The sequence below is a fragment of the Sphingomonas sp. RIT328 genome (genome assembly GCF_000632225.1).
Lineage (GTDB): Bacteria > Pseudomonadota > Alphaproteobacteria > Sphingomonadales > Sphingomonadaceae > Sphingomonas > Sphingomonas kyungheensis.
Genome location: NZ_JFYV01000034.1, coordinates 13,168 through 28,309, shown reverse-complemented (window position 1 = coordinate 28,309; position 15,142 = coordinate 13,168). Strand labels below are relative to the sequence as shown.

The 15,142-nt window shown below is 67.6% G+C and carries 13 protein-coding genes and 1 tRNA gene; 9 read left to right on the top strand and 5 right to left on the bottom strand.

The genetic code is table 11. The annotated features are described in order from the left end of the window. The first annotated feature begins 9 nt into the window (after window positions 1–9). A complete protein-coding gene (locus tag BW41_RS14090; protein WP_037535151.1) occupies window positions 10–894 on the top strand; it encodes a bestrophin family protein in 885 nt (294 codons plus the stop codon). Here the strand turns inward: BW41_RS14090 and BW41_RS14085 are convergent, their stop codons facing one another. After that, a complete protein-coding gene (locus BW41_RS14085) occupies window positions 895–1,632 on the bottom strand; it encodes an SDR family NAD(P)-dependent oxidoreductase (protein ID WP_235199776.1) in 738 nt (245 codons plus the stop codon). A gap of 37 nt (window positions 1,633–1,669) precedes the next feature. Then, complete coding sequence (locus BW41_RS14080; protein WP_037535149.1) at window positions 1,670–3,088, bottom strand: sigma-54-dependent transcriptional regulator; 1,419 nt, start codon at window positions 3,086–3,088, stop codon at window positions 1,670–1,672. Window positions 3,089–3,222: 134 nt separating this feature from the next. Here BW41_RS14080 and BW41_RS20645 point away from each other — a divergent pair, with 134 nt between their 5' ends. From BW41_RS20645 to BW41_RS14045, 7 genes are all read left to right on the top strand, one after another. Next, the gene (locus BW41_RS20645) at window positions 3,223–3,366 is read left to right on the top strand and encodes an aa3-type cytochrome c oxidase subunit IV (RefSeq protein ID WP_235199775.1); all 144 of its coding nucleotides are present in this window, start codon (window positions 3,223–3,225) and stop codon (window positions 3,364–3,366) included. An 8-nt stretch (window positions 3,367–3,374) separates the two neighbouring features. Beyond that, on the top strand, window positions 3,375–4,496 hold the full coding sequence (locus tag BW41_RS14070; protein ID WP_037535147.1) for an NAD(P) transhydrogenase subunit alpha: 1,122 nt from the start codon (window positions 3,375–3,377) through the stop codon (window positions 4,494–4,496). Between the two features lie 29 nt (window positions 4,497–4,525). Beyond that, window positions 4,526–4,828 carry an NAD(P) transhydrogenase subunit alpha gene (locus tag BW41_RS14065; RefSeq protein ID WP_037535146.1) on the top strand — a complete coding sequence of 101 codons (303 nt, stop codon included), beginning with the start codon at window positions 4,526–4,528 and terminating at the stop codon, window positions 4,826–4,828. 95 nt (window positions 4,829–4,923) lie between these two features. Beyond that, the gene (locus BW41_RS14060) at window positions 4,924–6,384 is read left to right on the top strand and encodes an NAD(P)(+) transhydrogenase (Re/Si-specific) subunit beta (RefSeq protein ID WP_037535145.1); all 1,461 of its coding nucleotides are present in this window, start codon (window positions 4,924–4,926) and stop codon (window positions 6,382–6,384) included. A 196-nt stretch (window positions 6,385–6,580) separates the two neighbouring features. Further along, window positions 6,581–7,513 carry a MarR family winged helix-turn-helix transcriptional regulator gene (locus BW41_RS14055; protein ID WP_235199774.1) on the top strand — a complete coding sequence of 311 codons (933 nt, stop codon included), beginning with the start codon at window positions 6,581–6,583 and terminating at the stop codon, window positions 7,511–7,513. Window positions 7,514–7,591: 78 nt separating this feature from the next. Continuing rightward, on the top strand, window positions 7,592–8,161 hold the full coding sequence (locus tag BW41_RS14050) for a hypothetical protein (RefSeq protein ID WP_037535143.1): 570 nt from the start codon (window positions 7,592–7,594) through the stop codon (window positions 8,159–8,161). 69 nt (window positions 8,162–8,230) lie between these two features. Then, a tRNA-Val gene (locus BW41_RS14045) sits at window positions 8,231–8,306 on the top strand. Here the strand turns inward: BW41_RS14045 and BW41_RS14040 are convergent. Beyond that, window positions 8,307–9,038 carry a hypothetical protein gene (locus BW41_RS14040; RefSeq protein ID WP_037535142.1) on the bottom strand — a complete coding sequence of 244 codons (732 nt, stop codon included), beginning with the start codon at window positions 9,036–9,038 and terminating at the stop codon, window positions 8,307–8,309. 3 nt (window positions 9,039–9,041) lie between these two features. Further along, the gene (locus BW41_RS14035) at window positions 9,042–10,250 is read right to left on the bottom strand and encodes a toxic anion resistance protein (RefSeq protein WP_037535141.1); all 1,209 of its coding nucleotides are present in this window, start codon (window positions 10,248–10,250) and stop codon (window positions 9,042–9,044) included. A 197-nt stretch (window positions 10,251–10,447) separates the two neighbouring features. Between BW41_RS14035 and typA the strand changes: the two genes are divergently transcribed. Further along, window positions 10,448–12,292 (top strand): translational GTPase TypA, encoded by a 1,845-nt coding sequence (gene typA / locus BW41_RS14030; protein ID WP_037535140.1) that lies wholly within the window; start codon window positions 10,448–10,450, stop codon window positions 12,290–12,292. A gap of 424 nt (window positions 12,293–12,716) precedes the next feature. Here typA and BW41_RS14025 read toward each other — a convergent pair whose 3' ends face one another. After that, on the bottom strand, window positions 12,717–15,053 hold the full coding sequence (locus tag BW41_RS14025) for a TonB-dependent receptor (protein ID WP_037535139.1): 2,337 nt from the start codon (window positions 15,051–15,053) through the stop codon (window positions 12,717–12,719). Window positions 15,054–15,142 lie beyond the last annotated feature (89 nt).

The following is a 15,142-nucleotide window of genomic DNA, read 5'->3' as shown; positions in this document are numbered from 1 at the left end:
GGACGCACTATGATCGTTGCAACCACGCCCCGCTTCACCCGCGTCGTCGCCGAGGTCTGGAAACCTCTGGTGATCCTGTTCATCTGGGACGTCATCGTCACCGTCAGTTACTATGCGCTCGAGTTCAAGGCGCCGTCGCTGCCGCTGACGCTGTTCGGCACCGTGCTCGCGCTGCTGATCGGCTTCCGCGACAATTCGGCCTATCAGCGCTGGTGGGAAGGGCGCGTCCTGTGGGGCGCGATGATCAACGCCTCGCGCAGCCTCAGCCGTGAGGCGCGCAACTTCCTGCCGGCGGACGAGGCGCACGACCTGCGCCGGACGATCGTCATCCGCCAGATCGCCTATGTGAACGCGCTGCGCTGTCAGTTGCGACGCCAGCCGGTCGACGAGCAGGTGCTCAAGTTCCTGTCGCGCGGCGAGGCCGAACCGGCGCTGACCCGCACCAACATCGCCAACGGCCTGCTCGACGGCACCGGCCGCCGCGTCGACGATGCCCGCCGCCGCGGCTGGATCGACACCATCCAGCAGACGCGGATGGAAGCGACGATGGTCGATATCGCCAACGCGCAGGGCGGCATGGAGCGGATCAAGAACACGCCGCTGCCCAATCAATATCGCTTCTTCCCGACGCTGTTCACCCACATCTTCTGCATCCTGCTGCCGATCGGGCTGGTCGAGACCCTGGGCTATGCGACGCCGCTCGGCTCGACGCTCGCCGGGCTGATGTTCCTCGCGGTGCTGCAGATCGGCGACGATCTGGTCGATCCCTTCGCCAACACCGTCCACGACGTGCCGCTGACCGCGATGTGCCGGACGATCGAGATCGACCTGCTCCAGTCGATCGGCGATCCGGCGCCCGAGCCGCTGAAGCCGGTCAAGGGCGTCTTGTGGTGATTACAGCGTATAGCCGCCGTCGCTGACCAGGCAGGCACCGGTGATCAGCGCCGCCGCATCCGACAGCAGGAAGGCGATCTGCGCGGCGATCTCCGCGGGCTTGGCATAGCGGCCGAGCGGGGTCGCGAGCGCGGCCAGTTCGGCGAACGCCGCGTCGCGGCCGATCGCCGCGGCACGGTCGGCGAACATCGGCACCGCATCCCACACCGGCGTCTCGACACCTGCGGGCGCGATCGCGTTGACGCGGATGCCGCGCGCCGCGCCTTCCTTGGCGGCGACCTTGACGAGGTGGATGAGCCCCGCCTTCGACGCGCCATAGGCGGCGACGCCGGCTTCGGGCTTGATCCCCGCCGCCGAGGCGGTCGCGACGATCGCACCGCCGCCGGTCATCGCGCGCATCGCCGCGCGCAGCGTCAGGAACGCGCCGTCGAGATTGACGCCGAGGATGCGCCGCCATTCGGCGAAGGCGAGATCGGTGATCGCACCCGCCCCGGCGACGCCGGCATTCACCACTGCCGCATCGATCCCGGCGAGCCGCGGTGCGGCCTCCTCCCAGAAGCGCTCGTCGGCGACGTCGCCGGCCAGCGTCTCGACCGCGCCGGGCAGCGCGACACGCGCCAGGGCCTCGGCATCGCGATCGACCAGCACCAGCCGCGTGTCCCCGGTAGCGAGCTGCGTCGCGGTGGCGAGGCCGATGCCGGAGGCGGCACCGGTGACGAGGATGTGACGCGCCGGCATGATTCTCTTCATAGAGGGGCGGGCGCATTGCGGAAAGTCAGGCGGCGTTGTCGATGCCGAGTTCGCCGAGCTTGCGGTAGAGCGTCGAGCGGCCGATGCCGAGCCGGCGCGCCACCTCGGTCATCCGGCCGCGATAATGGCCGATGGCGAGGCGGATGACATCGGCCTCGATATCCTCGAGCGGGCGCAGATTGCCGTCGGGCCGGAACAGGGTGATGCCGCCCGCCGAGCCATTGGCCGATCCGGTCGCGGCGCCGCGCCGGTTGCCGAGCGCGGCGATCTGCGGAAAGTCGGAGCGGGTCAGCGCCGCGCCCTCGCACAGCACCGCGGCGCGGAACAGCGCGTTCTGCAGCTGGCGGACGTTGCCCGGCCAGTCGTACTGGACGAGCAGCGCGAGCGCATCGTCGGTGATGCCGAGCGGCCGCAGCCCCGGTTGCTGCGCGATCCGCGCGAGCAGATGGCGGGCGAGCGCCGGCACGTCGGCAAGCCGTTCGCGCAGCGGCGGGATCGTCACCTGGACGACGTTGAGCCGGTAATAGAGATCCTCGCGGAACCGCCCCGCCTCGACCTCCTCGAGCAGTTTCTTGTTGGTCGCGGCGATGACGCGGACGTCGACCTCGCGCGCATGCCGCGCGCCGATCGGCTGGATCTCGCCCGATTGCAGCACGCGCAACAGCTTGACCTGGGTTTCCAGCGGCATCTCGCCGATCTCGTCGAGCAGGATGGTGCCGCCGTCGGCATCGGCGAACTTGCCGATCTTGCGTTCGAACGCGCCGGTGAAGGCGCCGCGCTCATGGCCGAACAATTCCGATTCGACCAGATTGGCGGGGATCGCGCCGCAATTGACGGTGACGATCGGTTTCTTGGCGCGCGGGCTGGCGGCGTGGATCGCGTCGGCGACCACCTCCTTGCCGACGCCGCTCTCGCCCTCGACCAGCACCGGCACGCGGGCGCGCGCCGCCTTGGCGGCGATCGCCAGCGCGGCGCGGAAGTCGGGCGAGGAGCCGACGATCTCGTCGAAGGCGAGCAGCGCCGGGATCTTTTCGGTCAGCGGCCGCAATTCGCCCGCGGCGGTGCCGGCGACCGCCGATTCGAGCGCGGCGAGCAGCCGTTCGGGCGCGAGCGGCTTGACCAGGAAGTCGGTCGCCCCGGCACGCATCGCGGCGACCGCATGCGCGACCGATCCGTTGGCGGTGAGCATCAGCAGCGGCAGCGCCGGGCGCCGCTCGCGCAGCTCGGCGATCAGCGGCGCGGCATCGGCGTCTGGCGCCCAGTGATCGAGCAGGATCGCATCGAGCTGCATCCCGTCCTGCGTGCCGAGCTGTGCGAGCGCCATCTCGCCATCGTCGGCGAAGATCGATCGCCAGCCGGCGCGCGCGGCGAGCGCCGAGACGAGGCGGCGTTGCGCCGGCTCGTCGTCGATCAGCAAAAGCAGGCGCTGTCCATTGCGCGTCATGATTCTTTCCCGTCCCGGTTCGGGGCATCTGATACAAGTCACGGGTAAAGGCCGACTTAAACCCGAATTGAGGGCATCGTCTTGACGGCCGCGCGGCTTTGCGGGCAGGTATCGTCGACAATGGCGGACAGGCCATGACAGATGAGGGATGGATGATGGCCGGCAATGGCGACCTCAAGGCGCATGAATCGACCTATATCAGCGTCACCAAGATGCTGTTCTGGGGTGCGATCGCCTGTGCGGTGATTGTCGCGCTGGTGATCTGGCTGATCGCATAGCCGCCGCCATGAAGATCGCCGTCCTCAAGGAAGCAGCAGACGGCGAACGGCGGGTCGCGGCGACCCCTGAAACCGTCAAGAAATTCATCGCCCTCGGCGCGCAGGTGGCGGTCGAGCGCGGCGCGGGGGATGCCGCGGCCTGTCCCGACGCGGCCTATGCCGCCGCGGGGGCGCGCGTCGCCGAGCGCTCGGCGGTGGTCGCGGATGCGCAGATCGTGCTGGGCGTGCAGGGGCCGGAGCCGGCCGCCCTGCAGGGCGCGGCGCCGGGGGCGTGGATCGTCGCCGCGCTCGACCCGTTCGGCCACCGCGACCGCGTCGATGCCTATGCCGCGGCCGGCGTCGAGGCGCTGGCGATGGAGCTGATGCCGCGCATCACCCGCGCGCAGGCGATGGACATCCTGTCGTCGCAGTCCAACCTTTCCGGCTACAAGGCGGTGCTCGATGCCGCGGCCGAATATGACCGCGCGCTGCCGATGATGATGACCGCGGCGGGGACGATTTCGGCGGCGCGGGTGTTCGTGATGGGCGTCGGCGTCGCCGGCCTGCAGGCGATCGCCACCGCGCGGCGACTCGGTGCGCAGGTCTCCGCCACCGACGTGCGCGCCGCGACGCGCGAGCAGATCCAGTCGCTCGGCGCCAAGCCGATCTTCGTCGACGCGGTCGAGGGGATCGCAGGCGAGGGCAGCGGCGGCTATGCCGGCGAGATGAGCGACGCCTATAAGGCGGCGCAGGCCGAACTGGTCTCCGCGCATATCGCCAAGCAGGACATCGTCATCACCACCGCGCTGATCCCCGGCCGACCGGCGCCGCGGCTGATCAGCGACGCGCAGATCGCGACGATGCGCGCCGGCAGCGTCATCGTCGACCTGGCGGTCGAACAGGGCGGCAACGTCGAGGGCGCGGTGGCGGGGCAGGTGCTCGAGCGGCACGGCGTCCGCCTCGTCGGCCACCGCAACGTCCCCTCGCGCCTCGCCGCCGACGCTTCGGCGCTGTTTGCGCGCAACCTCTACAATTTTCTGTCGACCTTCTGGGACAAGGACGCCGGCCGCCCGGTGCTCGACGCGGAGATCGGCGACGCGATCCGGCTGACGCAGGGCGGGCGGGTAGTGCATCCGCGGTTGCTGTCGTGACCATTCCTCCCCGTTCCGGGGAGGAATAGATGGATTTCGTTGCGATCCTGTCGATCTTCGTGATGGCCTGCTTCGTCGGCTATTATGTCGTCTGGTCGGTGACGCCGGCGCTGCATACGCCGCTGATGGCGGTGACCAACGCCATCTCCAGCGTGATCATCGTCGGGGCGCTGATCGCCGGGGCGGCGGCGGGAAGCGCCGGGTCGAAATGGCTGGGGCTGCTCGCCGTGGTGCTCGCCAGCGTCAACATCTTCGGCGGCTTCGCGGTGACGCAGCGGATGCTCGCGATGTACAAGAAGAAGGATCGGCCGGCGGCGGCCTCGAAACACTGATTTCGTCGCCCCGGCCAAGGTCGGGGTCCATTCATCCACCAGCGCTCGCGGCGTGGTGGATCCCGGCCTTCGCCGGGATGACGGTTGGGGGGTACATGGAGCAGGTAGCGGGCAATCCTTGGGCGGCACTCGCCTATCTGATCGCGGGAATGTGCTTCATCCTCGCGCTGCGCGGCCTGTCGTCGCCGGTGTCGAGCCAGCGCGGCAACCGCTTCGGCATGATCGGCATGACGATCGCGGTGGTGACGACGCTGGTGACGCACGTGCCAGCGGCAGACGGCGGAGGCCTGAACAGCGCGACGATCGCCGAATTGCTCGCCGCGATCGGTATCGGCGCCGCCATCGGCATCGTCACCGCGCGCCGCATCGCGATGACGGCGATGCCGCAGCTCGTCGCGGCGTTCCACAGCCTCGTCGGGCTTGCCGCCGTCCTCGTCGCCGCCGCCGCCTTCCTCAACCCGCTCGCCTTCGGCATCGCGGATCGGGTAATCCCGATGATCGGCCAGCCGTTCGCGGTGATCCACACCGTCAGCCGGATCGAAATGGGCCTCGGCGTCGCGATCGGCGCGATCACCTTCTCGGGCAGCGTCATCGCCTTCCTCAAGCTCAACGGCAACATGGGTGGCAAGCCGATCCTGCTGCCCGGTCGCCACCTCATCAACCTCGGCGTGCTCGCCGCGATCCTGGTGCTGATCGTCGCCTTCACCCAGGATCAGAGCGCGTGGATCTTCTGGACGATCACCATCCTGTCCTTCGCGATCGGCTTCCTGCTGATCGTGCCGATCGGCGGGGCCGACATGCCGGTGGTGGTCAGCATGCTCAACAGCTATTCGGGCTGGGCGGCGGCGGCGATGGGCTTCACGCTGCACAATAGCGCGATGATCATCACCGGCGCGCTGGTCGGATCGTCGGGCGCGATCCTCAGCTACATCATGTGCCGGGCGATGAACCGCAGCTTCGTCAGCGTCATCGCCGGCGGGTTCGGCGCGGAGAGCGGCGGCGGCGGTGACGGCGTCAAGGTCGACCGGCCGTGGAAGCGCGGCAGCGCCGAGGATGCCGCCTTCCTGATGAGCCAGGCCGAACAGGTCATCATCGTGCCCGGCTATGGCATGGCGGTGGCGCAAGCGCAGCACGTGCTGCGCGAGATGGCCGACAAGCTCAAGGCGCACGGCGTCCGCGTCAAATATGCCATCCACCCGGTCGCCGGGCGGATGCCGGGGCATATGAACGTGCTGCTCGCCGAGGCGAACGTTCCCTATGACGAGGTGTTCGAGCTGGAGGACATCAACTCCGAATTCGCGCAAACCGACGTCGCCTTCGTCATCGGCGCCAACGACGTCACCAACCCGGCCGCGAAAACCGACCGCAGCTCGCCGATCTACGGCATGCCGGTGCTCGACGTCGAGAAGGCCAAGACCGTCCTGTTCATCAAACGGTCGATGGGCGGGGTCGGCTATGCCGGCGTCGACAACGATGTTTTCTACAGAGACAATACCATGATGCTGCTCGCCGACGCTAAAAAGATGGTGGAGGAAATCGTTAAATCACTCGACTGACTCTGCGGTATATCCATTCTGGAGATGATAAGGTCGGAACCAATGTTTTCAGGTCCATGAGTGGGCCGGAAATGGAGGTGAATAGACGCGATCCGTTTGCCGTGCCGCTTATCCTACGAACATGGGGACCGCGACGTTTACCACAATCGATGAGACCGAAGAGCGAACGCGATCCTATGTCGATCGAGGGCGCCCGGTGCTGCTGATCGCCGAACCCCCGGTTTCGGTCCCGTTCGAGACGGCCGTCGCGCAGGCGGGCGGCCGGCTGTTGCGGCGGATCGGCTGGGCGCAGGTGGCCGCGACGCTGCCGCTGCTCGCCGGCCGGCACGTCATCGTCGTCGAGGCGAGCGGCCTCGCCGCGCCGGTGCTCGACGAGACGCTGCCGCTGATCGCCGCGCATCTGGCCGAGCATGACGTCGCCGCGGTGATCGCCTTCGACGGCGTGCAGATCGACGTCATCGCGCGGCACCTGCTCGGCGCCGCCGCCGACCTGCTCTGCGATCCTGATCCGCAGCAGCGCGTCACCAGCCTTGTCGCGGCGATGCGTCCGGCACGGCCGCGGCTGCGCGACCGGCTGCGCGACGCGGTGCAGACCGAGCGCGAGCCGTACCAGCCCAATATCCGCGAGACCGACGAGGAGCGGTTGCGCCGCCTGACCGACGGCATGGCGCGCATCTCGCGCTTCGCCGCCGAGGTGATGCGGATGAGCGGCACCCCCGCCGACCTCGGCGATCGCCGCGCCAGTTACGGCAGCGAGCCGGCGGTCGGCGCCGCGGTGCGCGCGCAGGAGGTGCGCCGGCTGATCCAGTGCCGCCAGCTGCGCAGCAAGTTCTTCGGCCAGTTCGGCGGCGAGGCGCTGTTCGAGGACCCGGCCTGGGACATGCTGCTCGACCTGTTCGCCGCCGAATTGGAGGGCGCACAGGTCAGCGTGTCGAGCCTGTGCATCGCCGCCGGCGTCGCGCCGACCACCGCCTTGCGCTGGATCGCCAAGATGACCGAACTCGGCCTGTTCATCCGCCATCCCGATCCGACCGATCGCCGCCGCGCCTTCATGACGCTCTCGCCGCGCGCGAGCGAGGCGATGCGCGCCTATATGCTGGCGATGCGCAAGATCGAGGCGATGGGATGAGGGGCGGCCGCACGCCGCAAATGTTGACCAATCGGTAAGTTTTGATGCGTAGCCGCCCTTCCCTGACGAGGGAGCGTTATGGGCATCAAAGGGACTTTGGCGGGCTTCATCGACAATGTCGGTCTGGCGGATGCCTTCAACAATCAGGTCGAGGATCCCGGCAAGATCCGCAAGCCGGTGCTCGACGGCATCCGCCGCGCGCGCGAGCAATTCGCCAGCCGCGGTGACGATCAGACGCGCGTCGCCAGCCGCTGGTGGCAGATCAAGAACAACGTCGTCGCCTTCACCGTCAAGGTCGGCGGCGAGGTGCTGGAGATCAACGGCGCCGCGACTAATCACCTGCCGGTCGATCGCTTCGCCGAATTCCTCACCATGTTCGAACAGGCGGTGGGCGAGGGAGAGTTCGACGACGAGCTGAAGGACAAGGGCATCGGCCGCCCCAGGCCGCGGCCGGCGCCGGCGAAGGCCGGGGCGACCGACCGGGTGGCGGTCGGCCAGCGCCACCCCAGCAACGATCGCGCCGACTGGGACGAACTCACCTGGGCCCAGCGCCAGAAGGTCAGCGCCTTCTACCGCGCCGGCAAGAACCCCAACGGCACCGCGATCAGCAAGGTCGGCTATCTGCCGGATGCGCCGCTGGCGGATTGATCGGGCGGGAGACGATCCGCCGCTTGCCCGTCCCGAAAATGACGGTATGACGCGGGTTCTCCCGAAAGGGGGCGATTAGCTCAGTTGGTAGAGCGTCTCGTTTACACCGAGAATGTCGGCGGTTCGAGCCCGTCATCGCCCACCATCACCCCGCGCCATGCCCCTCGTCGCGGTATTTGATCTCCAGATAGCGGCCGCGGGTCGACAGGCTGTCGAGGTCACTCTGCGCGAGCCGCGCGGTCATGTCGGCGATCTCGCGCTCGATCAGTTGCAGGCCGGCGATCAGCTCGGCGTCCGGCGTGCGGCCGTTGCGCTCGACGCGGCGGAGTGGTTCGGGGACGCGGGCATAATCGTTGACGAAGGCGGGGAGCTGCTCGCCGATCAGCCGGCGCACCTCATAGGCGGCCTCCTCCTTGCCGTCGAGCCGGCCGAGCTGCGGCGACAGCGTCTCGAGCCGCACGCCGATCTGGTCGACCAGCCCGCGCGCCGGGGCGGGCAGAGCGGGGCGCTGTGCTTCCAGCCAGCGTTCGGTCTTGGCGGGCAGCGCCTTGATGTCCGCCTCGCGCAGCACCTTCTCGCTGGGGGCGCGGGCGACGGGCGCGAGCGCGATGCCGATCGTCACCGCCGCCATCAGCAGCAGCACGGCGAGCGCGCCGAACAGGCCGAGCGGGACGATCATGCCGATCACCGCGGCGGCGATCAGGATCAGCGCATCGACCGCGCAGATCAGCGCCAGCCGCCGACCGACGCTGGTCGCGCGGCGCTTGATCCGCTTGCCGTGCGCGCGATAGGCGGCGCCGGCCTGACCGCGATAATCCTCGCTGATCCGCGCCATCACCGCGCGGGCGCGCTCGATCTGCTGGTCGACCTCGGTCATCGCTTACACCGCCTCGAGCCGAAAGGTATCGGTCGCGCCGGGACCCTTGAGCGCGGCCTGGTTCGCGCCCTCGGCACGGGCGATATAGCCTTTCGACTTCTCGACCTCGTTGCCGAGCGTGGTGACGGTGGTCTTCATCGAATCGAGTGCCTTGAGCTTGAACGTGTCGATCGCATCCATCGTGTCGTAGATGTTCTGGAAGGCGCGCTGCAGCGTTTCCAGCGGGATGGTCGATGCGGCGGCCTGTTCGTGGATCGCCGCGGTGTTCGAGCGCAGCAGCTTGCCGGTCGAATCGATGATGTTGGCGGTGGTGGTGTTGAGCTGGGTGATGCTCTCCAGCACCAGCTTCTGGTTGGTCAGCGCCTGCGCCACGGTCACCGCGGTGCGCAGCGCCGACACGGTGGTGGTCGAGGCGCGGTCGACGCCCTTGACCAGCTCGACGTTGTTCTTCTTGACCAGATCGAGCGCGAGATAGCCCTGCACCGTCACCGCCATCTGGGTGAGCAGGTCCTGCGTGCGCTGGCGGGTGTAGAAGAGCGCGGTTTCGCGGATCGCCTTGGCCTTGGCGGGATCGGTCGCGTCGAGCTCGTTCGCCTTGTCCTCAAGCCTGGCGTCCATCGCCTTGCTGAGGTGGATCATCTGTTCGAGCCGGCCCATCGCGCTCCACAGATTGGCGCGCTCGGTATCGATCGCGGCATTGTCCATCAGCAGCTCGTCCTTGCCGGCGGCGAGGTTCTTGAGGATCGCGCTGATATGCGTCTGCGACGATTGGTAGCTTTCGAAATAATCACGCATCTTCGACCCGAAGGGGATGATGCCGAAGATCTTCTTGGGGCCGGACAGCGCGCCCTTGCGACCGGGATCGAGCTCTTCGATGACGCGGCGCAATTGGGCGAGATCGGCGCCGACGCCGCTGTCCTTGTCCATCGCGCGGATCGGCCGGTCGAGGAAGCGATTGGACTGGCCGGCCGCCTCGCGGATCTCCTTGGCGCCCATCGCGGTGATCGCATCGACGCGCTTGCCGAATTCGGGGCTGTTGACGTCCTCGGCGACGAGATCGGCGACGAAGGCGTCGACGCGCTGTTCGAGCTGCGTCTTCTTGGCATCGTCGATCGGCACCAGCCCGGCGGCGCGCTCGGCGGCGACGGTCGGCACCGGATCGGGCGGCGTCAGCACCAGGTCGCGTTCGGGCGTGTCCAGATTCGTCGCCATGCCATTCGTCTCCCAACCAGCTTTGCGCAAAATGGTCGCGTTCGCGCGCGACGGCAAGTGTGTTGGAGCTGTAATACGCGCAGGCGGTGCCGTGCAATGGCCGGGCGGGGAGGAGCCCCGAACGCCTCCCCTTCCCGCGGCGCAACATTTCGTCTATGGGGGCGCGCAATCCAAGCTCCATTGATTCAGGAATTCCCATGAGCCTCCGCAACGTGGCGATCATCGCGCACGTCGATCACGGCAAGACGACGCTGGTCGACCAGCTCTTCCGCCAGTCCGGCACCTTCCGCGACAACCAGCGTGTCGAAGAGCGCGCCATGGATTCGAACGACCTCGAAAAGGAGCGTGGGATCACCATTCTCGCCAAGCCGACCTCGGTCGACTGGGCGCCTCCGGGCGGCGGCGAGACGGTGCGGATCAATATCGTCGACACGCCCGGCCACGCCGATTTCGGCGGCGAGGTGGAGCGCATCCTCAGCATGGTCGACGGCGTCGTCCTGCTGGTCGATTCGTCGGAAGGCGCGATGCCGCAGACCAAGTTCGTCACCGGCAAGGCGCTGGCCCTCGGCCTCAAGCCGATCGTCGTCGTCAACAAGGTCGACCGTCCCGACGCGCGCATCCAGGAAGTGCTCGACGAGGTGTTCGACCTGTTCGTGTCGCTCGACGCCAATGACGAGCAGCTCGACTTCCCGGTGCTCTACGCTTCGGGCCGCAACGGCTATGCCTCGACCGACATGGACGCGCGCGAAGGCACGCTGATCCCGATGTTCGAGACGATCGTCAATCACGTCCCCGCCCCCAAGGTGGAAGTGGAGGACGTGCCGTTCACCTTCCTGGTGACGCTGCTCGACCGCGACAATTTCCTCGGCCGCATCCTCACCGGGCGCGTCAATTCGGGCACGGTGAAGCTCAACCAGCCGATCCACGCGCTCGACAACGACGGCAACATCATCGAGACGGGCCGCGCGTCGAAGATCCTGTCGTTCCGCGGCCTCGACCGCGTGCCGGTCGAGGAAGCCAAGGCGGGTGACATCATCAGCCTCGCCGGCCTCGCCGTCGCCACCGTCGCCAACACGATCGCCGACACGACCGTCACCGAACCGCTGCACGCGCAGCCGATCGATCCGCCGACGCTGTCGATGCGCTTTGCGGTCAACGATTCGCCGATGGCGGGTCGCGAGGGCACCAAGGTGACGAGCCGCATGATCCGCGATCGCCTGCTGCGCGAAGCCGAATCGAACGTCGCGATCAAGGTGACCGAAGCCGCCGACCGCGACAGCTTCGAAGTCGCCGGCCGTGGCGAGCTTCAGCTCGGCGTGCTGATCGAGACGATGCGCCGCGAGGGCTTCGAGCTCGGCATCAGCCGCCCGCGCGTGCTGTTCGGCGAGGACGAGAACGGCAAGAAGACCGAGCCGTATGAGACCGTCATCATCGACGTCGACGAGGAGCATTCGGGCACCGTCGTCGAGAAGATGAACCTGCGGAAGGCGGAGCTGACCGACATGCGTCCGTCGACCGGCGGCAAGACGCGCATCACCTTCTCGGCGCCGTCGCGCGGCATGATCGGCTATCACGGCGAGTTCCTGTCGGACACGCGCGGCACTGGCATCATGAACCGGCTGTTCGAGAAATACGGTCCGCACAAGGGCACGATCGAAGGCCGCAAGAACGGCGTGCTGATCTCCAACGGGGCCGGCGAGGCGCAGGGCTATGCGCTCGGCCCGCTCGAGGATCGCGGCGTGCTGTTCGTCGGCCATGGCGAGGCGCTCTACGAGGGCATGATCATCGGCGAGAACGCCAAGACGGATGACCTCGAGGTCAATCCGATGAAGGCGAAGCAGCTGACCAACTTCCGCGCCAGCGGCGGCAAGGACGATGCGATCCGCCTCACCCCGCCGAAGAAGATGACGCTGGAACAGGCGATCGCCTATATCGACGACGACGAGATGGTCGAAGTCACGCCGAAGACGATCCGCCTGCGCAAGCGCTTCCTCGACCCGAACGAGCGCAAGCGCGCCAGCCGGGCGAAGCAGGCGGCGTAACCCAGTCGCTGCAATGAAGACAGGCCGGTGGAGCGATCCACCGGCCTTTTTTGTCTCTGCTTTGTTCGGGAAGCGTGCGGTGTCTGGTGCTCCCGCGCTGGAGGCCGCCCAGACACGAGGAGCAGTGCACTTCTGTTCTGCGCAGCTGCTATATTCCCGGCGGTAAGGCGTCAGCGATTTTCACGGACCGCTCCGGCGGAGGCGTGGCCCAGTTGGGAAAACGCCATTGGATAATGCCTACCGTCACCCATCTGGACCCCGGCCTTCGCCGGGGTGGCGCGTCAGGGGGGTGAGGTGGTGCTTTTCGCGGGAAGATCGCTCTTGCGGAATATCGCCGAAAGCGATCCGTCACGTCTGACGCGTGCCGGTCTCTCCGGAAAAGACCGACAGGTGCGCCCCGGCAGACCGAAGCGCACCCCCCGGATTACCGGAACCGGCCGCTCAGCGAGACGCCGATCACGCGCGGTTCGTTGAACACCGCCGCCATATAATTCTCGATCACGCCCTTGAGGTTCTTCTCGTTGGTGATGTTGCGCGCAAACGCCGCGATCTCGTAATTGTTGTCGGGCGAGGTGTAGCCGACCTTCACGCCGCCTTCGAAGTTACCGTCGGCGTAGAACTCCTTGGTCTTGTAGAGGACGAAGTTGGTATAGCCCTGGATGTTCCAGTCGGTGGCGACGAACAGCTTGCCGTCGTTCGACAGCGGCAGGTCGTAGCGGGCGGTGGCGTCGAGGTTCCAGCGCGGCGCATTGGGCAGCGGATTGCCGTCGATCTGCGCGAAGGTGTTGGCACCGACCTTGATCGTCGGATCCTGCACCGTGCAGACCACCACGCCGTTGAGGATGCAGACCTGCGCATAGACGCGCTTGTCCTCGATCTTCGACTTGAGCGCGCTGGCGCCGAGCGTCAGCGTCAGGTTGCGGACCGGGCGGAACTCGCTGTCGATCTCAACACCCCAAGCGCGCGCCTTGTCGGCGTTGAACAGCACGCCATTGCCGTTGACGTCGTTGCCGTTGAGCTGGATGTCGTGGACCGTATAGGTGAACAGCGACGAATTGAGCCGCAGCCGGCCGTCGAGGAAGATGCCCTTGGCGCCGACCTCATAGGAGGTGATCGTCTCGCTCGACGCGGTGGTGAAGGGCGAGTTGAACACCGCCGAGCGGCCCTGGATCGTCGGGCCGCGGAAGCCGCGCGCGACGCGGGCGTAGACGCTGCTCGACGGATCGATCGTGTAGAGCGCCGACACGTCCCAGCTCGGCTCCTTGCCTTCCAGCCGCACCGACGTCGGCGCGGTCGGGTTGATCAGGCGGAACTGGTTGACCGTGCCGGCGACGTTGAACACCGGCTTGACCAGCGTGGTGCGCTTGATGTCCTGCGTATAGCGTGCGCCGCCGGTGATCGTGAACGCGTCGGTCACCTTGAAGCTCGCCTGACCGAACGCCGCCCAGCTGGTGTTGATGTCGCGCAGCCGCACCCAATTGTTCGGATTGCGCGCCGCCGTGGTGAGGAAATAGCTGCGCTGGTAGAAGTCGGTCGTGTCGTTCTGGCGGAAGTAGAAGCCGCCGACCTGCCAGGTGAAGCGCTGGCCGGCCTGCGAGGCGAGCCGCACCTCCTGCGTATATTGGCCGAGCGCGCGGATGTTGCCCTGGCTCTGGCCGAAGCCGTTGGCGACGCCGTTGACCGGGAAGTTGGCGCCGGCGCCGCCATCGGTATCGCCGCGGCTGTAGCCGGAGGTGGTCTCATAGGCGCTGATCGAGGTCAGCGTGACCGGGCCGAAGTCATAGGCCGCGTTCACCGAGGTGCCGTAGGTGTCGTAATCCTGCGGGTTGTTGTTGCCCTCGTCGAGCGCGATGCGGTCGCGCGGCTCGGCCGAGACCGAGTTCGAGCCCTTGCGCAGCGCGGCGCGGTGGAAGATCGTCGAGGTGCCGTGATAGCCGCGGGCGTGCCCCGAGACGTTGACCGAGAAGGCGTCGCTCGGGGTCAGCAGCACCTGCAAGCGCACGTCGCGCTCGTCGAAGCCGCCCATGGCGTTCTTCTGCGGCGTGCGCGTGCCGTCCTGGCTGGTGCCGGCGAAGCTGTTGTCGACCCAGTCGTTGCGGTGCTGGAGCAGGCCCGACAGGCGGATCGCCACCTTGTCCTGCACGAGCGGGCCGCCGACGCCGGCGTCATAGGTGAAGGTGCCGAGGCTGCCCGCCGAGGCGGCGACGCGGCCCTGCCACGTCTGGCTCGGGCGGATCGTGTCGAACTTGATGATGCCCGCGGTCGTGTTGCGGCCGAATAGCGAGCCCTGCGGGCCGCGCAGCACCTCGACCTGATTGACGTCGAACACCGGGTTGGACTTGAGCACGACATGTTCGAGGACGACATCGTCCTGGATGATCGACACCGGCTGGCTCGCGCCGAGGTAGAAATCGATATTGCCGAGGCCGCGGATGTAGAAGCGCGGGAAGATGCGGCCGGTGGTCGTCTCGATATAGAGGCCGGGCACGCGGCCCGACAGCGCGAGGATGTCCTCGCCGCCCGCCTGGAAGGCGCGCAGATCGCTGCCGCCGACGACCGCGACCGACAGCGGCACGCGCTGCAGATTCTCCGAGCGGCGTTCGGCGGTGACGACGATGTCGCCGAGATCGGCGGCGGCGTCGGGCGTGGCGGTGGTGTCGGTGGCGGCAGCATCGGTCGCGGGCGTCGCGGTCTGGGCGAGCGCGGGCGCGGCGAGTCCGGCGGCGCCGAGCAGCAGCAAGGTCTTGAACGTCTTGGTCACGAATGGTCCCCCTGAAGAAGAGGGGGGCGGCCCGCCCGACCGGCGCCGGAATTGATCCGTGCAGCCGGCCGGTGATAGTGGTGCCCGCC